We start from the raw sequence: 23,106 nt of genomic DNA on the forward strand, positions 1-23,106 counted from the left end.
CTACCGTGCCGCACATGCGCTCCTACACCATCGGCCGCGCGGCCCGGCTGCTCGGCGTCAGCCCCGACACCGTCCGCCGCTGGGCGGACGCCGGGCGCATCCCCACCCGGCGGGACGAGCACGGCAAGCGGGAGATCGACGGGGCGGACCTCGCCGCGTTCTCCGTCACGCTCGCCGCCGAGGCGAACGAGGACGGCGAGGAGGCGTACTCCAGCGCCCGCAACGCCTTCCCCGGGATCATCACCGCGGTGAAGCTCGGGGACGTCGCCGCCCAGGTGGAGGTGCAGGCCGGGCCGCACCGCCTCGTCTCCCTGCTGACGCGCGAGGCCGTGGAGGAGCTGGGGCTGGCCGTGGGCATGGAGGCCGTGGCCCGGGTCAAGGCCACCAACGTGCACGTCGACCTCGTCTGACTCCGCGTCCGATCCACCCACCCGGTACCCCCGCCCGGCACCCTACGGAGAACCCATGCGCCGTACGTCCGTCCGTCTCGCCGCCCTCGCCACCGCCCTGCTCCTGCCCCTGGCCGCCGCCTGCGGCGACGACGCCTCGGACGGCGGGTCCGCCGACGGCGGTGGCGGTGACGGCGCGAAGGGCAAGGGCACCACGCTCACCGTGCTGGCGGCCGCGTCCCTCACCGACGTCTTCAAGCGGGCCGGGGACGCCTACGAGAAGGCGCATCCGGGGACGACGGTGAAGTTCTCGTTCGCGGGCTCCCAGGAGCTGGCCTCGCAGGTCCGGCAGGGCGTTCCGGCGGACGCCCTGGTGACGGCCGACACCAAGACGATGGACGGGCTCTCGGGGGAGACGGGCAAGCCCGTCGTCATCGCGCGGAACCGGCTGACGATCGCCACCGCGCAGGGCAACCCGAAGCACGTCAAGGACCTCGCCGACCTGGCGCGGAAGGACCTCAAGGTGGTGCTGGCGGCGCCGGAGGTGCCGGTCGGCCGGTACAGCAGGAAGGTCCTGGACCAGCAGCACGTGGACGTGAAGCCCGTCTCCCAGGAGCCGAACGTGCGGGCCGTCCTGAGCAAGGTTTCCCTCGGGGAGGCGGACGCCGGGATCGTGTACGTCACGGACGCGACGGCCGCCAAGGGGAAGGTGGCCACGGTCGCCGTCCCGGACGCGCAGAACGCGGTCGCCGCCTACCCGGCCGCCACGCTCAAGGGCTCGAAGCACGCGGACGAGGCGGGCGCGTTCGTGCGCTGGCTGTCGTCCTCCGAGGCGCAGGGGCTGCTGGGCGCGGCCGGCTTCCAGCGGCCGTAAGGCGGGCGCGCCGATGAGGAAGAGTGCGGCGCGCCGGGAGCGCACGCCCCTGGCGCTCGGTGTGCCCGCCGGGCTCGCGGTGGTGTTCCTGCTGGTGCCGCTGGCGGGCGTGCTCGCCCGGACGCCGTGGGGCTCGCTCCCGTCCCGCGTCGGCTCGCACGAGGTCCGGCAGGCGCTGGCCCTCTCCCTGACCGTCTCCGGCTGGGCCCTGCTGCTCTCCCTCGTCCTCGGCGTCCCGCTGGCCTGGCTGCTCGCCCGCGTCGACTTCCCGGGCAAGGCGCTGGTGCGCTGCCTGGTGATGCTGCCGATGGTGCTGCCGCCGACGGTCGCCGGGGTGGCGCTGCTCCAGGGGTACGGGCGGCGGGGCGTCGCCGGGCCCTGGCTGGAGGAGTGGTGCGGGGTCACCCTGCCGTTCTCGACGGCGGGCGCGGTCGTCGCGTCGGCGTTCGTGGCGATGCCGTTCCTCGTCATCAGCCTGGAGGGGGCGCTCGCGGGGCTGCACCCCCGGTACGAGGAGACGGCCGTCTCGCTCGGCGCGTCCCCCCTGCGCGTCTTCCGCACCGTCACCCTGCCCATGGTCGCCCCGGGGCTGCTCGCGGGCGCGGCACTGTGCTGGGCGCGGGCGCTGGGCGAGTTCGGGGCCACGATCACGTTCGCGGGCAATCTGCCGGGCGAGACGCAGACCCTGCCGCTCCAGGTCTACCTGCTGCTCCAGGACGACCCGGAGGGCGCGACGGCCGTGTCGCTGCTGCTCCTCGCGATCGCTGCGGCCGTGCTGCTCGCGTTGCGGGGGCGGTGGACGGCCACGCCAAAGGCGGCGGGGGCACGCACGGGCGCGGGCCCCTGCCCGCCCCCCGGCGCGCGGAACCGGACCCGCGAGGAGGGGACCGGCGGGGAAGGGGCCCGTGGGCAAGCGCCCGCCGGGACGGCCCCGGCGCGTACCCCCGTCCCGTACCCGCTGCGCGCCTCCGTCACCGGCGCCACCCGCGCCGTCCTCGACGTGCCGCCCGGCACCACCGTGGCCGTCGTCGGCCCCAACGGCGCCGGCAAGACCACGCTCCTGCGTGCCCTGCTCGGACTCACCCGGCGGGCCGCGGCGAGCCCGCTCGACCTCGGCGGCGGGGACCTGTCGGCCGCGCCCGCGCACCGGCGGCGGATCGCGTGGGTGCCGCAGGACGGCGCCCTCTTCCCGCATCTGACCGCGCTCGCCAACACGGCCTACGGCCTGCGCGCCCAGGGCGTGCCCCGGGCCGAGGCCCGCCGTGAGGCCCGGGCCGGGCTGGACGAACTCGGCATCGGCCACCTGGCGCACCGCAGGCCGCACGAGCTCAGCGGCGGGCAGGCCCAGCGCGTGGCCCTGGCACGCGCCCTGGCCGCGCGCCCCCGGCTGCTGCTGATGGACGAACCACTGGCCGCGCTCGACCAGTCGGCCAAGGCGTCCGTACGGCAGGCCCTGCGCCGCCGGCTCGCCGGCTTCGGCGGCGTCTGCCTGCTGGTGACGCACGACCCGGTGGAGGCCGTGTCGCTCGCCGACCGCGTCCTGGTCCTGGAGGACGGCGAGGTGGTGCAGTACGCGGCGCCGGACGAGCTGGCCCGCCTCCCGCGCTCGCCGTGGGTCGCCCGGATGCTGGGCCACAACGCCTGGCCCGGCAAGGTCACCGCCGAGGGCACGCTGCGGCTGGACGACGGCACGGAGCTGACCGCCGCCGCTCCCCCGCCGGACGGCGCGACGGCCGCCCTGGCGGTCGCCGGCCCGGAGGCCGTCACCCTCTCCGCGTCCCGCCCGCCGGAGGGCGGACCGGAATGCGGGAACGTCTGGCCCGGCACGGTACGGGAGGTCTCCGCGCAGGGCGGGCGGCTGCGCGTCCTGGTCGCGGGCGGCGCCGACGGGCCCGACGCCGTCGCCGAACTCCCGCCGTGGGCAGCGGCGGAGCTCCGCCCGGTGGAGGGCGCCCGGGTGTGGGTGGGCGTACGGGCGGCGGCGGTCACGTTCGTCCTGCTCTGACGTCCCGCTCCGGCGGGCGCGAGACGCCCCCGCTCACACCGGGCCCGTCGGCTGTCGGACCACACCGCCTCGCCGGCCCGCCAGCCCACCAGCCCACCAGCCCACCGGCTCACCGGCCCACCGCGGCACCGCACCCGCCCGAGCCCCCGCCGGCAGCCCCCAGAAGCACTCCACGATCAGCCCCCTCCCGTACCCCTCCCCCACCCCCTCGACGCACCCCGCCGCCCGCGCGCCCCTCTTTCCACCCGTACGCCCCGCACCGCGCGCGCACTCCCGTCCACCGCCCGGACGATGAGGACTGTCCGTCCCTCCGACTCCGACCCCGGGAGCAGCGGTGTCCAGACGCATACGGGCCGGGTGCCTGCTCGCCGCCGGCATGCTGGCCGTCGCGGGGTGCACCGGCGGGGAGAAGGGGGCCGCCGCGGAGGGCGCGCCCGGGTCGGCGGGGCCGTCCCGGCCGTCCCTGGACTGGAAGTCGTGTCCCGCGCCCAGCAGCAAGGAGGGCGTGCCGGCCCGGGCGCCGGGCGACGAGTGGGAGTGCGCGACCCTGCGCGTCCCGCTCGACCACGCGCACCCGGACGGCGACACCCTGGGCATCGCCCTGATCCGGGCGCGCGCCACGGACCCCGCCCACCGCATCGGCTCGCTCGTCTTCAACTTCGGCGGCCCGGGCGGCTCGGGCGTGGCGACGCTGCCGGCGTTCGCCGAGGACTACCGGGACCTGCGCCGCCGCTACGACCTGGTGAGCTTCGACCCGCGCGGGGTCGGCCGCAGCGGCGGCGTGACCTGCCTGGACGACAAGGAGCTGGACGCGTACTACGCGGCCGGTTCGATGCCGCGTACCACCGAGGAGCAGAAGGACCTGGTCGGGCGGGTGGAGAAGTACGCGGAAGGGTGCCGGCAGCACTCCGGGAAGGTGCTGCCGTACGTGGGGACGGCCAACGCCGCCCGGGACATGGACCTGATGCGCCAGGCCCTGGGGGACGACAAGCTCCACTACTTCGGCGTCTCGTACGGCACCGAACTGGGCGGCGTGTACGCCCACTTGTTCCCGAAGAAGGTGGGACGGGCCCTGTTCGACGCCGTCGTCGACCCCACGACCGACCCGGTGGAGAGCGCCCTCGCGCAGGCCCGCGGCTTCGAACTCGCCCTCGGCAACTACCTCACCGCCTGCGCCGCCACGCACGACAACTGCCCGACCGAGCGGCAGATCGTGTCCCTGCTGGACCGCCTGGGCGAGACGCCCGTGCCCGGCGCCGAGGGCCGGCGGCTCACCCAGTCCCTCGCCACCACCGGCATCGCCCAGTCGCTGTACTCCAAAGAGTTCTGGGACTACCTCACCGAGGGACTGGAGGACGCCGAGAACGGTGACGGCAAGATCCTGATGGCGCTCGGCGACGCCATGAACGGCCGTGGCCAGGACGGGCATTACAGCTCCCTCCAGGCGTCGCTGGCGGCGATCACCTGCGCGGACTTCTCCCAGCGGTACACGGCCGCCGAGATCGCCGGGCAGGTGCCCCGGTTCCGCAAGGCGTCCCCGGTGTTCGGCGCGTTCATGGCGTGGGGGCTGACCCAGTGCACCGGCTGGCCGGTGAAGGGTGAGTGGCGGACGCCCGACGTGACCGCCAAGGGCGCGGCGCCCATCCTCGTGGTCGGCAACACCGGTGATCCGGCCACCCCTTATGAGGGAGCGCAGAGGATGGCGCGAGCGCTGGGCGACGGGGTCGGCGTCGAGATGACGTACCGGGGTCAGGGCCACGGGGCCTACGACAGTGGCAATTCCTGTGTCAAGAAGGCCGTCGACGCCTATCTCCTGGACGGTACTGTGCCGGGGCGCGGCACGGTGTGCTCATAGCACCCATAGCAGATCACACCGTACGGCGAATTCCGCTCTCTCGAATGTCAGTGGCCCGCACTACGATCGCTCGCACACGGGTCGGTTGTCGGGGTGCTGCGCCGAGGGACGGCACGGGCCGTCCGTACGGGCGGTCCGTTTCAGGGGCGAGAGGAGGGGTGAGATGCGGGACGAATCCGCAGGGCCGGGGCCGGGCTCGGGAACAGGACCGGGGCCAGGACCGGATCCGGAGTCCGGCCGGCACGCGCGGCGGTTCACCGGCGCCCTGGCCGTCACGGCCTTACTGGCCGCGCTGGTGGCGCTCTGGCAGACGCAGTCGGCCCCGATGGTCGGGCCGGACGGCACGCCCGTACCGCCGACCCCGGCGACGCCACGGCCCTCGGGGGACGCGTCGGCGCCGGCGCGGGACGGGTTCGGGCCGGGGTACGGGCCCGGCGCGGAGCGCCCGGTGCGCGCGATACCCCCGGAGGCCGCGCCCCGGAGGCCGTGAGGCGCACGGCGCGGCCCGGCGGCGTACGACGCGTGCCCGGACGCGCGCGGTACGGGCTCTCGGACGCCCCCGGAGGCCCCCGGAGGCCCGGAGCGTTCCCCCGCCGAGTGTCCGACCCCCACCGTAGAGTCGTGGCATGAGTCCATCACGGCCGAGGGCCCTCGCCCTCGCAGGCGCCGCCCTCGCGCTCGTCCTCACCGCCGCCGGCTGCGGATCCGGGGACGGGGGCGGTTCCGGCACCGACGGCGGTACCGGCGGCGGCGACAGCGGAAAGGACAGGGCGGCCCAGAAGGGAGCCCTCGGCGCCTGGAAGCCGTGTGCCGCGCCCACGGCGGCCCAGGGTGGCGGCAAGGCCCCCGGCAAGGGCTGGGAGTGCGCGACGCTGCCGGTCCCGCTGGACTACGCGAAACCGGACGGCCCGACGATCGACCTCGCCCTGATCCGCGCCCGGGCCACGGACTCCGCCCATCGCATCGGCTCGCTCGTCTTCAACTTCGGCGGCCCGGGCGGCTCGGGCGTGGCGACGCTGCCCGAGCTCGCCAAGAGCTACGCCGGGCTGCGCGCCCGCTACGACCTGGTGAGCTTCGACCCGCGCGGCGTCGGCGAGAGCGCGGGCGTGCGCTGCCTGGACGACCGCGAGCTGGACGCCGCCGAGTCGACGGACGCGACGCCCGACGACGCCGACGAGCTCACCGCCGCCGTCGCCCAGAACAAGCGCTACATCCAGGCGTGCGCCCAGCACTCCGGCAAGGTGCTCCCGCACGTCGGCACCACCGACGCCGCCCGCGACCTCGACCGGCTGCGCGCCGCGCTCGGCGACGAGAAGCTGAACTACTTCGGCATCTCGTACGGGACGGAACTGGGCGGCGTCTACGCCCACTTGTTCCCGAAGCGGGTGGGACGCGCCGTCCTGGACGCCGTCGTCGATCCCTCCCAGGACCCCGCCGAGGGCTCCCTGGCACAGGCGAAGGGCTTCCAACTGGCCCTCGGCGACTACCTCAAGGACTGCGCCAAGGGAGCGGCGGCCAACACCTGCCCCACCGAGGAGAGCATCACCACCCTCCTCAAGCGCCTGGACGCCCACCCCCTCCCCACCACCCAGAAGGACCGCCCCCTCACCCAGGACCAGGCGGTGAACGGCATCGCCGCCGCCCTCTACTCCGAGGACACCTGGAAGTACCTGACCGCTGCCCTCCGCGAGGCCGGCACCAAGGGCACCGGCACCACCCTCCAGCTCCTCTCCGACTCCCTGGCCGGCCGCTCCCCCGACGGCCACTACAGCAACCTCCAGCCCGCCAACCGCGCCATCTCCTGCGCGGACGCGGAACAGCGCTACACCCCCGACGACATCGCGTCCCGCCTCCCCGCCTTCCGCGCCGCCTCACCCGTCTTCGGCGAGTCCGCCGCCTGGGCCCTCCTCCAGTGCACCGACTGGCCCGTCAAGGGCGCCTGGAAGACCCCCGACGTCCGCGCCGACGGCTCGGCCCCCATCATCGTCATCGGCAACACCGGTGACCCCGCCACCCCCTTCGAGGGCGCCCGCACCATGACCGAACGCCTCGGCAAGGGCGTCGGCGTCGGGGTGACGTACCGGGGCGAGGGCCACGGCGCGTACAACAGCGGCAACCGCTGCATGACGCGGCTGGTCGACGCCTACCTCCTCGACGGCAAGGTCCCGAAGGAGGGCACGACCTGCTCGTAGCGCCGCCACGCGCGGCGCCCCCCCGCCCGGCGGCGAGGACCATGCCCGCCGGGTGACGCGGTCGGTCGCGAAGCCATGAGCTCCCGCACCGTCGCGTCCACGGCCTTCGCCTTCCGCGCCCTGCCGACCGCCGTGGGCGCGGGCCGGCATCCGGCCCGGGCCGGCGGCCTGGGCGGCGGCCTCCTCTCCCCGGCGATCGGCAACGGCTGCGCCGCCCACTCCAATGCCTCCGCCCGGGGCTCCGCGGCCGCCGCCCCCGGCACGGCCGACGGCAACCATGTCGGCACCCCCCTCGGCAACACCGCCTCGTTCGTCCGCAGCTGAAACAGCTGATCAGGAGGGCGTCTCGGGCATTCATTGACATGCAGGCATCTGCCTGCATAATCGAGGTGTGAGCAGTGAGATGGACCGGGTCTTCAAGGCCCTGGCCGATCCGACCAGGCGGTTCGTGCTGGACAGACTGCGCGAGAACAACGGCCGGACACTGGGCGAACTGTGCGAGAGCGTGCGGATGACCCGGCAATCCCTGACCCAGCACCTCGGCGTGCTGGAGGCCGCCCGACTCGTCCGCACCGTCCGCAAGGGCCGCGAGAAGTTGCACTACCTCGACCCCGTGCCGCTCCACGAGATCCAGGAGCGATGGATCAGCGCCTTCGACCAGCCCCGGCTGGACGCGCTGAGCGCACTGAAACAGAAAGCAGAGTCCCTCATGAGCACCGAGAACGAACCGCGCCCCGAGTTCGTCCACACCACCTACATCGCCGCCACCCCGGAAAAGGTCTGGGAGTGCCTCATGGACCCCACGGCGACCGCGGCGTACTGGCACCACCACAACGTCTCCGACTGGCAGCCCGGCTCCTCATGGGCCCACCGCCGCCTGGACGAGTCCGGCACCGACGACGTCATCGGCACCGTGGTCGAGATCGAGGCCCCGCGCCGCCTGATCCTCACCTGGACCGGCCCCGACGAGGAGCGCCCCCACGGCCCGTCCCGGGTCACCTTCGACCTCAAGCCGTACGGCGAGACCGTCCAGCTCACCGTGACCCACGTCAACCTGCGCGATGAGCAGGAGCTGCGCCAGATCTCGGGCGGCTGGAACTTCGTCCTGTCCAACCTCAAGACGTACGTCGAGACCGGCACGCCCCTGTCGGTCCCGGCCTGGCGCCCCTGATCCCGGCAGACGGTCAGCCCACCGGCAGCCGGTACTCCAGCTCGTACAGGTGCCCTGCCTTGATCATGACGGTCACCTCGATGGGCCGCCCGTGGTCCGAACGGACCACACGGAAAGTCCGCAACACCGGCACTTCGCCGGGGAGTTCGAGGGCGACGAACTCCTCGGCGGTGGGCGGCCGCACGGATACCCGGTCGGTGAACTCACGCGTCGGGTAGCCGAGCGCCGCGAGGAGCGTCGGACTGCCGCCGGGGATGCGACGCCGGTCGGTGAGCCGGGTGCCCCGCGCGAGCTCCGCCGGATAGTACGAGTGGACGAGCTCGGCGGGCTCGTCGTCCAGCAGCATGACGCGCTTGCGGACGACGGCCGTCGCACCCTCCGCGAGCCCGAGCGCTGCCGCGACGTCCTTGGGCGGCGCGACCTCCGCCACCTCCAGGATGCGTGCCGTTCCCTTCCTCGCCCGAGCGGCGGCGTGCCGCGTCCACCAGTACGGAGCCCCGGGGACGGAGGGCGGCATGGAGGTCGCGGGCTCGATGACGTGGTTCGGCTGCTCGCGGACGAACACACCCTTGCCGGGCCGGCCGACGACGATCCCCTCGGCCTTGAGCAGCTGCAGCGCCTTCTGCACGGTGGTGCCGACCACGCCGTACTCGTCCATCAGCTGCTGCGTGGACGGCAGCTTGCTCCCGGGGTCCAGGTGCCCCGACATGATCTGGTCCCGAATGCGCGCCGCGATCTGCTGATGGGCGGGGCGAGGGTCCTTCCAGCGCGCCACGGTCAGCCCATCCGCATCCGGTAACGCACGGTCCTGTCCCGCGCGTTCATGACCATCTCGCAGACTTCCATCGGCACGTCGTCATCAGCAAGCACGAGCCGCGAGACGACGAGCACGGGCTCGTTCTCGCCGAGGCGCAGCAACTCTCGCTCGTCGGCCGTGGGCATCCGACAACTGACGCCCTCCTCGACCCTCTTCGCGAGAAATCCGAGCCCGGCCAGAAAGGTGACCGCGCCACCGGGGATCTTTCCGGACTCGACCAGGGGCGTCCCCTCCGCGATACGGCCGGGGTAGTGGGACGTCACGATCTCGACGGGCGCGTCGTCCAGCAGGACGAGCCGCCGCCGGAGCACCGCGCGCTCGCCGTCGGCGAGTTCAAGGGCCCGAGTCACTTCATCAGCCGGCTCGACGACCCCGGCCTCCAGCAGCCGCTGCCCGCCCCGCCCCTTCCACCCGGCGGCCTCCTCGGCCCACGCGTCGGGCCGCCCGTGCCCCTGCGGAACCAGATACCTGGCGGACTCGCTCTCCCACTGCTGGCTTGGCACCGTCTCACCCCTCTCCCGGAGAGGCCCACGGTACCGCGCACGCTTTGATCACCCATCACCAGCCTTGCCACCTTAATGCGGTTCGCCTTAAGGTGAGCACCCTCACTTGGACCTCTCGCGTCTCGTGGACGCGGGAGCACCCACTCACGTTCCCCGCCCTCATGTCACCGCAAGGAACCCGCGGTTCGCGCGGCCAGGGTGGCGGAGCACCGAGGAAAGAGACGCGACCATGCGCATGCACCTCGCACCCACGACCGCCCACCCGACCGTGGCCGTCTACGTGTCCGGCCCTGCCGGGACCGATCTCGAACCGTTCCTCGCCGCGTGCCGCGATTACGCCTCAGAACGTGACTGGAGAGTCTCCGCAGAGCTGACCGACGAGCGAGAAGCTACCCCCCGGGCGCCCCGGCCGGGATGGCGTGCCGCCAAGCGATTCGTGGTCACCGGCCTGGCCCGAGGCATCGTCACCTACGCGCCGCCGATGGTGGTCAGCAGAGGAACCGAGAGCTACTCGGACGTCCTCGACTGGGTCGAAGGACGCGCCGCGTTCCTGGCCACGGTCTGGCGCCCTTACGAAAAGGCTGTGGTCCGCGACTCGGTCGCGGAACGGACCGGCACCGTGATCGCCGTCGACTCCGTCGGAGGCGTGGCCTGGCTGCGAGCCACCGGTGGCGGACGCTACTGGACGACGGTTCCCGAAGCACTCGAACCGGTCGGAGCGACGGGACATCCCTGACCACCGTACGCCGGTGTCGGCCGACGCCCGTATACAACGCAGGCGCTGGACGGCCGAGTCGCCCGTCCAGCGCCTGCGAGAGACTTGCGCCCGCGCTCAGTACACCGGCTTGTTCGGTTCGATCTGGTTGACCCAGCCGATGACGCCGCCGCCCACGTGGACCGCGTCCGCGAAGCCGGCCGACTTCAGGACGGCGAGGACTTCCGCTGAGCGGACACCCGTCTTGCAATGCAGGACGATGCGCTTGTTCTGGGGAAGGTCCTGGAGGGCGGTGCCCATGAGGAACTCGTTCTTGGGGACGAGGCGCGCGCCGGGGATGGAGACGATCTCGTACTCGTTGGGCTCGCGGACGTCGATGATGTCGATGTTCTCGCCGTCGTCGATCCACTCCTTGAGCTGCTTGGGAGTGATCGTGGAGCCGGCGGCGGCCTCCTGGGCCTCCTCCGAGACGACGCCGCAGAACGCCTCGTAGTCGATGAGCTCGGTGACCGTGGGGTTCTCGCCGCAGACCGCGCAGTCGGGGTCCTTGCGGACCTTGACCTGGCGGTACGACATCTCCAGGGCGTCGTAGATCATCAGGCGGCCGACCAGCGGCTCGCCGATCCCGGCCAGCAGCTTGATCGCCTCGGTGACCTGGATGGAGCCGATCGACGCGCAGAGCACGCCGAGGACGCCGCCCTCGGCGCAGGAGGGGACCATGCCGGGCGGCGGGGGCTCGGGGTAGAGGCAGCGGTAGCAGGGGCCGTGCTCGCTCCAGAAGACGGACGCCTGGCCGTCGAAGCGGTAGATCGAGCCCCAGACGTACGGCTTGTTCAGCAGCACGCAGGCGTCGTTGACCAGGTAGCGCGTGGCGAAGTTGTCCGTGCCGTCGACGATCAGGTCGTACTGGGAGAAGATCTCCTTGACGTTCTCCGCCTCCAGGCGCTCCTGGTGGAGGACGACGTTCACGTACGGGTTGATGCCGAGCACCGAGTCCCGCGCGGACTCGGCCTTCGAGCGGCCGATGTCGGACTGGCTGTGGATGATCTGCCGCTGGAGGTTGGACTCGTCGACCTCGTCGAACTCCACGATGCCGAGGGTGCCCACGCCCGCGGCGGCCAGGTACATCAGGGCGGGGGAACCGAGGCCGCCGGCGCCCACGCAGAGCACCTTCGCGTTCTTCAGGCGCTTCTGCCCGTCCATCCCGACGTCCGGGATGATCAGGTGGCGCGAGTACCGACGGACCTCGTCGACGGTGAGCTCGGCAGCCGGCTCGACCAGGGGTGGCAGCGACACGGGGTCTCCAGGGTCATCCCCACGGGAGCGGGGAACGTAGAGGCAGCGTTCTGTACTTCCCCGGTAACACTGCCACGCCCCGGCTCATTCCGAGACACCCGGTCCGATGTTCGAGATGAAGTCGTCCCAGTACCCGGGCATGGACTCCCAGGGGTCCAGTCCGTCACGGTCGGTGCGGTCGGTCATGTAGACCGTGCCGGCGCCCTGCCGGCGGGTGATGAGAAGGGCTTCCTCCAGGTGGGCGCGGGGGACGCTGTGGACGAGGTGGCAGAAGCGGCCGGGCGGATGGTCGGCCGTCCAGTCGGCGGGACGGGACCAGCGGTAGCGGTTCCAGGGGCCGGTGAAGGTCACCAACTGGTCGGCGAGCGCCGCGTATCCGGCGACCGGGTGGCTGCCGTGCAGGAGCACGAGGTACGCCCGGTCGTGGAGGGTGCGCAGGGCGCCGGTGACGCGACGGACGTCGGCGAGCGCGCCGGTGTCGGCCGGGCAGCGGGCCACCGCGAAGCCGTCCACCTTGTACCAGTTGAGGAACCGCTGCGCGTCGGAGAGGAGTTCGCCGAACGGCCTGGCCCCGAAGGCGGCGTCGAGGTGGCCGAGGACGCGGACGCCGGCCTCGCGCAGCGGCGCCGCGGCGGCCGTGCAGTACGGGTCCGGGCGGCTGCCGGGGCCGCCGGAGGCACTGCCGAGCACCGTCCAGTCCAGCGGGAGGTCCGCGCGGCACAGCCGCCCCCACTCCACGGGCGCGACGAGCGGGTGGGCGAACCCGGGGACGCCGAGCCGCAGCGGCGTCTTGGCCGCGGGGAGCGGGCGGCGGTTGCCGGACGACGTCAGATACGACACGCGGCCTCCATCCAGATGTCGGCCAGCGACTCCTCCAGGCCGATCCGGGGCCGCCAGCCGAGCCGGTCACGGGCGGTGCGCACGTCGGCCTGCTGCCAGGCGCCGCAGCCGTCCGGGTACGGGTAGACGGGCGTGGCGCCCATGTGTGGATCGTCGAGTTCGTGCAGGGCGCCCCCGAAGCCGGCCACGCGGGCGAGCAGCGAGGCGGCCTCGCGCAGCCGGGTGGCCCTGCCGGTACCGATGTTGACGGCACCCTGGGCGGCGGAGAGCGACGCGGCGTGCACGGCCCGCGCGATGTCGCGGACGTCCACGAAGTCGCGCTGGACGCCGAGCCCGGTGAGCTTGAGCTCGTTGTCGCCGTTCTGCATCGCCCGCCGCATCGCCTCCGCGAGGCGGCCCAGCGGCGAACCGGCCGGGGTGCCCGGGCCGACCGGCGAGAACACGCGCAGCACGATCGCGTCCAGGCCGGAGCCCAGGACGAGTTCGGTGGCGGCGAGCTTGCTGACGCCGTACGGGCCGCCGGGGCGCGGCACCGCGTCCTCGGCCGTGGACGAGCCGGGCTGCGAGGGCCCGTACTCCGAGGAGCAGCCCACCTGGACGAGGCGCGCCCCGCAGCCGCTGCGGCGCAGCGACTCGCAGACCGTGGCGACGGCCACGGTGTTGTGCCGGGTCAGGTCGCGGGCGCCGCCGCGGGTGGCGCCCGCGCAGTTGATGACGACGCCCGGGTGGACGGCGTTGAGGAACCGGGTGAGCGCGCCGGGGCTGCCGGTGGCCAGGTCGAAGCGGACGTCGGCGTCGTCGCCCCGGCCGAGGGCGGTGAGCTGGACGGCGGGGTCGGCGAGCAGGCGGTCGGCGACGAAGCGGCCGAGGTAGCCGTTGGCACCGAGCAACAGGACCCTCATCGTTCTCCTCCTCGCTCTCGTCCGCCGCGGCCGGCGACGTTGCCGGTCTCGCTGCCGGTTTCGATACCGGTCTCGCTGCCGATGCCGGTTTCGGCCCGACTGCCGGGGCCGGGGCCGAGGCCGGCCGGATCAACGGTCATGGTGGGTGCTCCTCTGACGGGGGTGTGCGGAGGGCTCGGCCCCGCCGGGACGGAGGGAGGGGCCGGAGAGGCCGGGCGAGGGATCGGGGCGGCCGGACGACGGGCCGGGACAGCCGGGCGGCGTGCCGGGGGTGTCGAACCGGCTGCGGTGGCCGAACGACGGGCCGGGGCGGCTGAGCGGCGTGCCGGGGTGGTCGGCCGACGGGCTGGGGGTATCGGGCGGACCGGGGGTGTCGGACGGGCCGGGGTGGCGGGACGACGCGTCGGCACGGCCCGGCGTCGGATCGAAGGCGTCGGACGGCCCGCGGAAGCCCGCCGCCGGGTCGGAGGCGTCGGACGGCCCGCGCAGACCGGCCGACAGGCCTGGGTGACCGGCCGACGGACCAGGGTGGCTCCACGACGCTTGGGCCGCCCCCGCCGCGTACGGCCCGCCGAGCCCGTGGACGGCGGCGTGCGGCAGGACCGCGAAGGCCCGGACGGCCAGGACGAGGGCCGCCCCCGCGCAGGCGACGAGGCCCGACGCGGACGGCCCGAGGGTGCCGGGCAGCCGGGTGACCGGCCAGCCCAGGGCGGCGCAACCGGGCAGCCGCGCGGCGAGCAGCAGCACCGGCGGGAGCGCCTCGGCCGCGCAGGCGGCGAGGACGGCCGCGGCGGCCGGCCGGGCCAGGCCGTGGGCGGCGCAGAGTCGGTCGAGGAAGAGCAGGAAGCCGAGGGCGAGGGCGGCGAGCGCGGGGACGGAGGTGGGGTGCCCGAGCCCGGGCAGGGCGGACCGGGCCGTCCACACGGACAGGAAGAGGGCGCCGAGGACGACGGCGAGCACCGCGGGCAGGGCGCACCGGGCCCGTACGCGGAACGCGGTCAGCGAGCGGCTGTCGGCCAGCCGCCGCCGGGCGTACCCGGCGAAGGCGTGCGCGCACCACGCGGCGGGCGCGACGGCGCAGGCCAGCCCGAGGGCGGTGGGCGCCGCCGCGGTGGCGAGGGCCCGGGGGCCGATCCGCGCGTGGCCGTGCAGCAGCGCGGACAGCAGCCGGTCGCCGACGCACCCGTAGGCGAGCAGCCAGGCCCAGGCCAGCGCACCGGCGACGGTCCGACGGGTCCGGCCGGGGCGGGCGGGGCACAGGCCGTAGGCGTCGGGGTCGTGCGAGGCGCAGGAGGCTCGCGCGACGCGGGAGCCGGCCGCGGCCTCGGGAGCTTCAGGGGCTCCGGTGGGCCGGGAAGCCCTGAACCCCCTTGGGTTTCCGGAGACTTCGGAGGCCCCCGGGGCTCCCGGGAGTCCCAAGGCTCCGATGGCGTGGACATCGCGCGGAGCACCGGGGTGATCGGCAGCGCGCGAGGATCGTCCGGCGGCGCCGGAGCCGAGGTTCACTCCCCCGCCGAGCGCCGGCGCCTCCTCCGCGCCGGAGGCGCCGGGCGTCCCGTAACGCCCCCAGTCCCGCGTCCGGAACTGCGGCCACTCGACCTCGTCGGGCCTCCGCCTCCCGTCCTCGGCCGTTCTGACGGACCCGGCAGCCCTGACGGCCCCCGCCGCCCGCAGCCCGCGCGCCCCGGCCCTCCGCACTCCGGCCGTCGCGCCCGTACCCGCCTCCGTACCGCTCCCGGATCCCCCGCCGACGCGCGCGTACAGCTCTTCCGCGAGCGAGAAGACGTCCCGGTGCCCGCAGACCGCCGCCGCGCGGTCGGTGACGCCCCGCGCCTCCAGCCGCGCGGCGAGTTCCCAGGGGTCGACGGCGTCGGCGCACACCGCGTGGTGCCGGAGCAGCAGGGCGCGGACCGGGTCGGGAGCCGGCCCGGGGCGCCCCGGAGCGGCGGGTATGCCGACGGCCGGCGCGGGCCCCGCCTGTCCCGGACCCGCCTGTGCCGGACCCGCCTGCGCGGGGATCGCGGGCCCGCCGAAGACGGGGGCGGCCGGCGCCGCGGCCCGCGTCACCGGCGGCCCGCCCAGGACGGCGAGGCGGGACGGGCGGACCAGGCGAGGCCGCGCGGGCGCCCGGCGGCCGCGGCGAGGGACGCCGCGTCGCGCGGGGCGGCGACGTCCTGCCGCGCCGGGGCGGCCGACAGCAACTCCAGATAGATGCCGCCGAAGGTGGCGATGTTCTGTTCCACGGTGAAGAGTTCCAGGGCGCGGGCCCGGGCGGCGGCGCCGAGCCGGTCCGCGCGGGCGGGGTCGTCGAGCAGCGTGAGGCAGCCCTCGGCGAGGGCGTGCGGGTCGTGCGCGGGCACCACCAGGCCGGTGCCGCCCACGACTTCGCGGGCCGTGGCCGTGTCGGGGACGACGGTGGCGCGGCCGCAGAACATGGCCTCGGCCAGCGGGACGGGGAAGCCGTCGCCGGAGGGGGCGACGACGATGACGTCCGCGTCGGCGTAGTCCTCGGGACCGCACACGGCGACCCGGGTGACGCCCTCGGGCAGCGGCCCGCCCTCCGGGACGCCGGTGACGCGCAGCCGGACGTCCGGCCGGGTCAGGGTGAGGACGGTGGTCGCCTCCCAGAGCCAGGGTTCGGGCGGGCCCCCGGCGAGGAGCAGCACCGGCCCCTCCCCGCGCCGCTCGGGCCGCGCCTCGCCGACGGCCTCGTACAGGCTCGCGTCCACCCCCGGCGGGACGGTGCGCAGCCGGCCGCGGTCGGCGCCGCAGCGCTCCTGCCAGCGGCGGACCTGCGCGTCGCCGGGGGTGATCAGCGAGGCGCGGGCGTACGTCTCGCCGGCCAGCAGCCGGTGGAAGGCGGACAGCAGGGTGCGGACGGGCACGGAGAGGCCCGTCGGCTCGGTGAGGTAGTGCTCGCGCAGCCGCACGCCGTACTCGGTGACGAGCAGGGGGGTGCCGAAGAAGCGCCGGGCGAGCAGCCCGGGCAGGGCGGCCGGGCCGGCGGACGCGGCGTGGCACAGGTCGACGCCGGCCAGGCCGAGGTCGCCGTCCGGGGCGCCGTACCAGTCGAGGGAGAGCGGGCGCAGGGCCCGTTCGAGGAGGCCGGCGACGACGAGGAGGTCGGCGACGCGGACGCCCTGCGCGCCGGGATGCGCGTCGGGGGCGCGGCAGGCCGACTCCAGGGCGCGGAGGGCGAGTTCGGAGCGGAGCGCGGCGACGAGGCCGCCCTCGTCGCGGGCGAGGCCGGCGAGGCCGTAGAGGCCCTCGGCGAAACGGTACGCCTGGTCGCCCGGTGTGGTGAGGGCGGCGGCCAGGTCGCCGAAGTGGGCGGTGAAGCGCTGCCGTTCGCGCCGGCCGTACGCGCCGTGGGCGCGCGCCGCCCCGCCGGGCGCGGGTCCGCCCCACAGCGGGGCGGCTCTGATCCGGCGGACGTTGCCGGGCAACCCGTACCAACCGCCGTCCTCCTGGCGGGCGCTGCGGCTCAGCGCGTACACCTCGAACTCGTGCCGGGGCAGTCCGCGGACGAGCCGGTCGCACCACTCCCCGCCCTCACCAGCGGCGTACGGGTACCCACCCTCGGTCAGCAGTCCCACGCGCACGAGCGCACCCCCGATCCCTCAGTCGTCCGGCAGCCGGGAGCACGCTATGGGGGCGCGGAGGTGGTGCGACGGACGGTTGTCCGTCGCACCACCGGAAGGGGTGAACGGGCGTGACCTTCCCCTTTGAGGTGCGTTATGGGCGCTTGCCCTGGCTCGGACGAATCCCGGCCGTCGGCGCGGGGGGCCGGCCCGGACACGGGCCGGCCCGGGCGCCGCCGCGTGACGCGGGCCGCCGCGCCGGACGCCCGCAGCGGGCTTTCCTGCGGAGCTGTGCCCCTGCCCCGCCCCTTCGCCGTTTCCAGCGGGGCCCCGCCCCCGCGCGCCCCCGCTTGTCGCGGCTGCGCCGCTCGGCCTCAAACGCCGGCCGGGCTGAGATCGGCCACTGCTTCCCGCGCCGCTCGGCGGCCTCAAACGCCGGCCGGGCTGGTATGGCCCACTGCCCCCACCCGCGGCACCGCCGCCAGCAGTCCGCGCGTGTACGGATGCTCCGGCCGCTCGTAGACGGCGTCCGCCGGGCCTTCCTCCACCACGCGCCCCTGCCGCATCACCACCAGCCGGTCGCTGACCTGCCGGACGACGGCGAGGTCGTGGGCGATGAAGACGAGGGCGATGCCCAGTTCGCGCTGCAGCTCGCCCAGGAGGGCGACCACCTGTGCCTGGGTGGTGACGTCCAGCGCCGAGACCGGCTCGTCGCAGACGATCAGCCGGGGCTCGGGCGCCAGCGCCCGGGCGATGCCCACGCGCTGCCGCTGGCCGCCGCTGAACTCGTGCGGGTAGCGGTGGTAGGCGTCCGGGTCGAGGCCCACCCGGTCGAGCAGGTCCCGTACCCGGGCGACGATCCGCGCGTCCGTCAGCCGGCCGGCCGCGCGCAGCGGGTCGGCGATGGACTCGCCGATGCCGCGACGGGGGTTGAGGGAGGAGACGGGGTCCTGGAAGACCATCTGGAGTTCGCTGCGGAACGGCCGCAAGGCGCGCTCCCCCAGCCGGCCGATGTCCCGCCCCTGGTAGCGGATCTCGCCGGCGGTGGGGGTGAGCAGCCGGACCAGCGCCCGGCCGAGCGTCGTCTTGCCGCTGCCGGACTCGCCGACCACGCCGACGGTCTCCCCCGGCCGGACGGTCAGCGACACGCCGTCGAGAGCGGTGACGGCCCGCCGCCCGCGCCCGAACTCCTGTCGCAGTCCGACCGCTTCGAGCAGCGCGGAGTCGTCCCCCGGCGACGCCGTGCGCAGCACCGGCGCACGCCGTGCGTCCACGCGCGGCACGGCGTCCAGCAGGGCGCGCGTGTACGGCTCGGCCGGCGCGTCGAGGACGGCGCGCACCGGCCCGTGCTCGACCGCGCGCCCGTCCTTCATCACCAGCAGTTCGTCGACGCTGCCCGCCGCCACCCCCAGGTCGTGGGTGACGAGGACGAGCCCCATGCCCGTCTCCTCGCGCAACTCCCGCAGCAGGGCGAGGATCTGCGCCTGGACGGTGACGTCGAGGGCGGTCGTCGGCTCGTCGGCGACCAGCAGCCGGGGCGCGCAGGCCACGGCCATGGCGATCAGGGCGCGCTGCCGCTGGCCGCCGCTGAACTCGTGCGGCCGGGAGCGCGCGCGGCGGGCGGCGTCGGGGATGCCCACCCGGTCGAGCACCTCCACGGCCCGCGCCCGCGCGGCCCGCCGGGAGGCGTCCCGGTGGTGGACGCGGTACACCTCGGCGATCTGGTCGCCGACGGCCTGGTAGGGGTCGAGGGAGGAGAGCGGGTCCTGGAAGACCATGGCGGCCGTGGCGCCGCGCAGCCGCCGCAGTTCCGCCTCGCCGGCCGCCGTGACGTCGTGCCCGGCGACGCGCACCGAGCCGGTGAGCCGGGCGCCCGTCCCGTGGTGCAGCCCGAGGAGGGCGTACGCGGCGGTGCTCTTGCCGGAGCCGGACTCGCCGACGATGCCCAGCGCGCCGCCGGGCGGGAGCGTGAAGGACAGCTCCCGCACGGCGCGCACGGGTCCCCGCTCGGCGGGGAACTCCACGGACAGGCGGTCCACGGACACCAGTGGTGCGGTCATCGCAGGGCCACCCTCCGGTCGGCGACGGCGTAGAGCAGGTCGGCCACGACGTTGGCCAGCGCGACGGCGGCGCCGGTGACCATCACCAGACCGACGACGACCGGCAGGTCGATCGCCTTGGTGGCGTCCACCAGCAGCTTGCCGATCCCGGGCAGCCCGAACATCGCCTCGGTCAGCATCGCGTTGCCGAACATCGAACCGAAGTCGGCGGCCGTGAGCGCGATGACGGGCGCCAGCGCGCCGCGCAGCGCGTGCCGTCCGACGATCGCCCGCTCGGCGACGCCATAGGCGCGGAAGGTGCGGACGTGGTCCTCGGCCAGCGTCTCCAGCATGGAACTCCTGGTCATCCGCGCGTACTTGGCGGACTCCAGCAGCGCCAGCGAGAACCAGGGCAGCAGCAGGTTCCAGGCCCACTGCTCGGGGTCGTCGGTCAGCGGCACGTAGGAGGGGAACGGCAGCCACTCCAGGTAGGCGCAGAACAGCATCAGCAGCCCGAGGCCGGTGATGAAGACCGGCGTCGCGGTCCCGGCCAGCGTCAGCCAGGTCAGCAGCCGTTCGACGACGCCGCCGCGGCGGACGACGGACAGCAGCCCGGTGCCGACGCCGATCAGCAGCCACAGCACCATGGCGCCGGTGGCGAGGGAGGCCGTGGCGGGCAGACCGCGGGCGATGAGGTCGGTGACCTGCTGGTCGCTCTGGTACGACAGCCCCAGGCAGGGCGCGTCGCAGTGCAGCACGCCGGTGCCGGTGGAGTAGTCGTGGCCGGTGACGAGGCCCTGGAGGAAGTGCCAGTACTGGGTGTACACGGGTGCGTCGAGCCCGAGTTGCTCCCGTACCTGCCGCACCTGCGCCGGGTCGCAGCGGGGGCCGCAGGCGAGCTGGGCGGGGTCGCCGGGCGCGAGGTAGAAGGTCGCGTAGACGACGGCGGAGAGCGCGAGGAGGACGACGAGCACGCCGAGGGCGCGCCGCAGGACGAACGCGGTCACGCGGCACCGCCCGTCCGGGTGTCCGCCTGGGAGCCCGTTTGGAATCCCGCCCGGAAGCCCGCCCGAGAGCCCGTCCGGAAGCCCGTCCGGGAGGCGCGCCCCCGCCGGCCGACGCGCAGCCGGGACGCCTCGCGCGGGTCGAGCGCGCCGCGCAGGGCGTCGCCGAGCACGGTGAACGCGAAGGTGGTGACGAAGAGCATCAGGGCCGGAAGGATCACGTAGAGGGGGTCGGCGCGGAACCAGGTCTGCGCGGAGGACAGCATCTGCCCCCACGAGGGGGTCGGCGGGGTGATGCCGACGCCGAGGAAGGACATGCCCGCTTCCAGGATCATGTTGGCCGGCAGCAGGATCGCCGCGTAGGTGATGACGGGCGCGGCCAGCGCGGGCAGCAGTTCCCGCCGGGCGATCCGCCACTCCGACGCACCGGTCAGCCGGGCGGCGGCGACGTGGTCGAGCTTCTTCAGGGCCAGCGCCTGGGCGCGGACGACCCGGGCCAGCCCGCCCCAGGCGATCAGCCCGATGACGACGACGAGCAGCGCGGGCCGGGGGAAGCCGGCCGGGACGACGGCCGTCAGCGCGATGGCGAACACCAGCATCGGCAACGCGACCATCACGTCGGTGAGGTGGCCGAGGATCCCGTCGACGACGCGGTTGCCGAGCGCGGCCGTCAGCCCGACGGCGACGCCGACGAGGATCTGCACCAGCGTGGCGCCGACGGCGACGGCCAGCGAGACGCGGGCGCCGTAGAGGATCCGGACGAACAGGTCGCGGCCGGTGCCGGGTTCGACGCCGAGCCAGTGGTCGGCGCTGATGCCGCCGAAAGAACCGAGCGGCACACCGCCGCGCGCGGAGTCGACGAGGCCGTCGTGGTACGTGGTGGCGTCCTGGCCCTCCAGCGCGGCGAACAGCGGCGCGCCGAGGGCGAGGAGGACGAGCAGGCCGAGCACGGCGGCGGCGGGCAGCGCGGCCCGGCGGGCCCGCAGCCGCCGCCGGACCCGGTGGGCGCCGGCCGGTGGGGCGGTGGTGAGGAGCTCGGTCACTTGACCGCGACCTGGGAGATGTCGAGGACGCCGGTCCAGTCGCTGATGACGACGTTCTTCACGTCCTTGCCGTAGAGGCGCTTGTAGACGGGGTGGAACAGCGGGACGGTGAGGGCCCGTTCGCCGATCGTCCGGTCCAGGGCGCCCCAGCGCGCGGCGGCGGCGGAGTGGTCCGTGATCTTGTTGATGGCGTCGATCTCGTCGTTGACCTTGGCGTCGTCCAGGCGGCCGGAGTTGAAGTTGTAGCCGTCCTTGACGATCTGCCGGCCGTCGAAGACCGGCGCGAGGAACGGTCCGCCGGACGGCCAGTCGGCTCCCCAGTGGCCGAGGAAGAGGGCGGGCTGCTTGTCGACGCTGTGGGTGCGGTCCTCGTAGTCGTTGTCCTCCAGGCCCTCCAGCTTGACCTTGATGCCGGCCTTGCCCAGGGCCTCCTGGACGGCCGTGGCGATCTCCGGGCCGCTCTCGCCGCCCTGGGCGGTGGAGTGGGTGAGGGTGATCTCCAGGCCGTCCTCGTGCCCGGCCTCCTTGAGCAGGGCCTTCGCCTTCTCGGGAGCACCGGTGGCGCCGGCCGGGAAGGGGTCGCTCGGGGTGTACCCGAAGGACTTCTGGTTCGGCAGGAAGGTGGTGGCCGGCTCAGCGAGCGAGGAGCCGCCCGCCGCGTTGACGACGCTCGTCCGGTTGACGGCGTACGCGACGGCCTGGCGCACCTTGGGGTCGTCGAAGGGCTTGGCCTCGGGGTTGAAGGCCAGGTAGTTCGTGTAGCCGAAGTGGCCGGTGCCGACCCGGCCGGCGAGCGCCTTGTCGCCGCTCACCCGGGCGAGTTCGGCCGGGCCGAGGTTGGTGTCGGTGGTGACGGCGGCGGAGTCGGCGCCCGAGCCGGTCGCCAGCCGCTGGTTGATCACCGCAGGGGCGAGCCCGGCCTGGACGTCGATGGCGTCCGGGTAGGCGTGCCGCTCCTTGTCGGTGGCCTCGGACCAGTGGGGGTTGCGCTCCAGCCGCAGCCGCTGCCCGTCGTTGGTGTTGCTCACGACCTTGTACGGGCCGGAGGAGACGGGGTGTTCGGCGTACTTGGTGCCGGTGTCCTTGGCCTTGGGGACGGGTGCGAACTGGGTGGAGGTGGCCAGGTAGGGGAAGTCGCCCTCGGACTTGCGGAGGTGGAAGACGATCGTCCTGGCGTCGGGCGTCTCGATGGAGTCGAGGCCCGCCCCCTTCTTTCCATCCGGCGCAGCCTTGTACGGGCCCTGGTAGCGGTCGCCGCCGACCAGCCAGTCGCGCAAGTACGGTCCGCCGCCGGAGAGTTCGGCGGCGAACGAGCGCTCGACGCCGTACTTGACGTCGGCGCTGGTGATCGGCGTGCCGTCCTCGTACGTCAGCCCGTCCTTCAGCGTGAACGTCCACACCTTGGCGTCGTCGCTGGGCTTGCCGGTGTCGGTGGCGAGGTCGGGGACGACCTTGGTGCCCTCGGCGCCGTCGGCCCGGTGGCGGGTGGTGAGGGTGCGGAAGACGAGGGACGGGACGTTGCCGCCGCCGGAGGTGTAGAGCCGGGCCGGGTCGAACTGCTTCTGCGGCTGCCGGTTGAGGACGGTGAGCGTGCCGCCCTTGCGCGGCGCGCCGTCGGCGCCCCCGGCCTCGTCCTTCTTCTCGGGGCCGCAGGCCGCCGCCCCGGTGACGACGGCCACGACGAGGGCGGCCACGGCGGCGCGGCGGCGGGGTACGGAGGATGGGCGCATGGCAGACGGGGCCTTTCACGGGGACGATCGGAAAGAGGCCGATCGGGAAAAAGGGGAAAAGGGCGGAACCCAGGACCGGAGGCACCCGTGGAAGGCGGTGGTGAACGACGCGCGGCGACGCGGAACCGCCCCCGGCGGGCGCGACGCGGC

General features: G+C 74.6%; 21 protein-coding genes. 9 read left to right on the forward strand and 12 right to left on the reverse strand.

What is annotated here, in order from left to right:
- The first annotated feature begins 14 nt into the window (after nucleotides 1-14).
- The 8 genes from ACH4PU_RS02610 to ACH4PU_RS02645 all read left to right on the forward strand — a co-directional run bounded on the left by ACH4PU_RS02610 (nucleotide 15) and on the right by ACH4PU_RS02645 (nucleotide 8,486).
- Nucleotides 15-410 (forward strand): molybdopterin-binding protein, encoded by a 396-nt coding sequence (locus tag ACH4PU_RS02610; RefSeq protein WP_398264773.1) that lies wholly within the window; start codon nucleotides 15-17, stop codon nucleotides 408-410.
- Between the two features lie 55 nt (nucleotides 411-465).
- Nucleotides 466-1,263, forward strand: coding sequence for a molybdate ABC transporter substrate-binding protein (gene modA, locus ACH4PU_RS02615; RefSeq protein WP_398264775.1), 798 nt, complete (start codon nucleotides 466-468; stop codon nucleotides 1,261-1,263).
- 13 nt (nucleotides 1,264-1,276) lie between these two features.
- Nucleotides 1,277-3,268, forward strand: coding sequence for an ABC transporter permease (locus tag ACH4PU_RS02620; RefSeq protein WP_398264777.1), 1,992 nt, complete (start codon nucleotides 1,277-1,279; stop codon nucleotides 3,266-3,268).
- A 334-nt stretch (nucleotides 3,269-3,602) separates the two neighbouring features.
- Nucleotides 3,603-5,123: an alpha/beta hydrolase gene (locus ACH4PU_RS02625; RefSeq protein ID WP_398264779.1), complete on the forward strand. Its 1,521-nt coding sequence runs from the start codon at nucleotides 3,603-3,605 to the stop codon at nucleotides 5,121-5,123.
- Nucleotides 5,124-5,286: 163 nt separating this feature from the next.
- Nucleotides 5,287-5,613: a hypothetical protein gene (locus tag ACH4PU_RS02630; RefSeq protein ID WP_398264781.1), complete on the forward strand. Its 327-nt coding sequence runs from the start codon at nucleotides 5,287-5,289 to the stop codon at nucleotides 5,611-5,613.
- Nucleotides 5,614-5,749: 136 nt separating this feature from the next.
- Complete coding sequence (locus ACH4PU_RS02635; RefSeq protein WP_398264783.1) at nucleotides 5,750-7,315, forward strand: alpha/beta hydrolase; 1,566 nt, start codon at nucleotides 5,750-5,752, stop codon at nucleotides 7,313-7,315.
- 75 nt (nucleotides 7,316-7,390) lie between these two features.
- Complete coding sequence (locus tag ACH4PU_RS02640; protein WP_398264785.1) at nucleotides 7,391-7,639, forward strand: hypothetical protein; 249 nt, start codon at nucleotides 7,391-7,393, stop codon at nucleotides 7,637-7,639.
- 79 nt (nucleotides 7,640-7,718) lie between these two features.
- A complete protein-coding gene (locus ACH4PU_RS02645; protein WP_398265353.1) occupies nucleotides 7,719-8,486 on the forward strand; it encodes an ArsR/SmtB family transcription factor in 768 nt (255 codons plus the stop codon).
- A gap of 13 nt (nucleotides 8,487-8,499) precedes the next feature.
- On the opposite strand, the gene ACH4PU_RS02650 is transcribed toward ACH4PU_RS02645, so the two are convergent.
- Nucleotides 8,500-9,261, reverse strand: coding sequence for a GntR family transcriptional regulator (locus tag ACH4PU_RS02650; protein ID WP_398264787.1), 762 nt, complete (start codon nucleotides 9,259-9,261; stop codon nucleotides 8,500-8,502).
- A gap of 2 nt (nucleotides 9,262-9,263) precedes the next feature.
- Entirely contained in the window at nucleotides 9,264-9,806 is a 543-nt protein-coding gene (locus ACH4PU_RS02655; RefSeq protein WP_398264789.1) for a UTRA domain-containing protein, read from the reverse strand.
- A 229-nt stretch (nucleotides 9,807-10,035) separates the two neighbouring features.
- Here ACH4PU_RS02655 and ACH4PU_RS02660 point away from each other — a divergent pair, with 229 nt between their 5' ends.
- Nucleotides 10,036-10,542: a hypothetical protein gene (locus ACH4PU_RS02660; RefSeq protein WP_398264791.1), complete on the forward strand. Its 507-nt coding sequence runs from the start codon at nucleotides 10,036-10,038 to the stop codon at nucleotides 10,540-10,542.
- Nucleotides 10,543-10,638: 96 nt separating this feature from the next.
- Here the strand turns inward: ACH4PU_RS02660 and moeZ are convergent, their stop codons facing one another.
- The 10 genes from moeZ to ACH4PU_RS02710 form a co-directional block, all read right to left on the reverse strand.
- On the reverse strand, nucleotides 10,639-11,817 hold the full coding sequence (gene moeZ / locus ACH4PU_RS02665; RefSeq protein ID WP_398264793.1) for an adenylyltransferase/sulfurtransferase MoeZ: 1,179 nt from the start codon (nucleotides 11,815-11,817) through the stop codon (nucleotides 10,639-10,641).
- Nucleotides 11,818-11,901: 84 nt separating this feature from the next.
- Entirely contained in the window at nucleotides 11,902-12,657 is a 756-nt protein-coding gene (locus ACH4PU_RS02670) for a spherulation-specific family 4 protein (RefSeq protein WP_398264795.1), read from the reverse strand.
- Nucleotides 12,645-13,559 carry an NAD-dependent epimerase/dehydratase family protein gene (locus tag ACH4PU_RS02675; RefSeq protein WP_398264797.1) on the reverse strand — a complete coding sequence of 305 codons (915 nt, stop codon included), beginning with the start codon at nucleotides 13,557-13,559 and terminating at the stop codon, nucleotides 12,645-12,647. The genes ACH4PU_RS02670 and ACH4PU_RS02675 overlap by 13 nt, the downstream gene beginning before the upstream one ends.
- Nucleotides 13,556-13,699, reverse strand: coding sequence for a hypothetical protein (locus tag ACH4PU_RS02680; RefSeq protein ID WP_398264799.1), 144 nt, complete (start codon nucleotides 13,697-13,699; stop codon nucleotides 13,556-13,558). Before ACH4PU_RS02680 ends, ACH4PU_RS02675 begins: the two co-directional genes overlap by 4 nt.
- Nucleotides 13,689-15,626, reverse strand: coding sequence for a hypothetical protein (locus tag ACH4PU_RS02685; RefSeq protein ID WP_398264801.1), 1,938 nt, complete (start codon nucleotides 15,624-15,626; stop codon nucleotides 13,689-13,691). Before ACH4PU_RS02685 ends, ACH4PU_RS02680 begins: the two co-directional genes overlap by 11 nt.
- On the reverse strand, nucleotides 15,623-17,155 hold the full coding sequence (locus ACH4PU_RS02690; RefSeq protein WP_398264803.1) for a DUF3492 domain-containing protein: 1,533 nt from the start codon (nucleotides 17,153-17,155) through the stop codon (nucleotides 15,623-15,625). The genes ACH4PU_RS02685 and ACH4PU_RS02690 overlap by 4 nt, the downstream gene beginning before the upstream one ends.
- A gap of 413 nt (nucleotides 17,156-17,568) precedes the next feature.
- Nucleotides 17,569-19,200, reverse strand: coding sequence for a dipeptide ABC transporter ATP-binding protein (locus tag ACH4PU_RS02695; RefSeq protein ID WP_398264805.1), 1,632 nt, complete (start codon nucleotides 19,198-19,200; stop codon nucleotides 17,569-17,571).
- The gene (locus ACH4PU_RS02700) at nucleotides 19,197-20,186 is read right to left on the reverse strand and encodes an ABC transporter permease (RefSeq protein WP_398264807.1); all 990 of its coding nucleotides are present in this window, start codon (nucleotides 20,184-20,186) and stop codon (nucleotides 19,197-19,199) included. Before ACH4PU_RS02700 ends, ACH4PU_RS02695 begins: the two co-directional genes overlap by 4 nt.
- Nucleotides 20,183-21,226: an ABC transporter permease gene (locus tag ACH4PU_RS02705; protein WP_398264809.1), complete on the reverse strand. Its 1,044-nt coding sequence runs from the start codon at nucleotides 21,224-21,226 to the stop codon at nucleotides 20,183-20,185. Before ACH4PU_RS02705 ends, ACH4PU_RS02700 begins: the two co-directional genes overlap by 4 nt.
- On the reverse strand, nucleotides 21,223-22,956 hold the full coding sequence (locus tag ACH4PU_RS02710; RefSeq protein ID WP_398264811.1) for an ABC transporter substrate-binding protein: 1,734 nt from the start codon (nucleotides 22,954-22,956) through the stop codon (nucleotides 21,223-21,225). Before ACH4PU_RS02710 ends, ACH4PU_RS02705 begins: the two co-directional genes overlap by 4 nt.
- Nucleotides 22,957-23,106 lie beyond the last annotated feature (150 nt).

It is taken from the genome of Streptomyces sp. NPDC021100 (assembly GCF_044333095.1).
GTDB lineage: Bacteria > Actinomycetota > Actinomycetes > Streptomycetales > Streptomycetaceae > Streptomyces.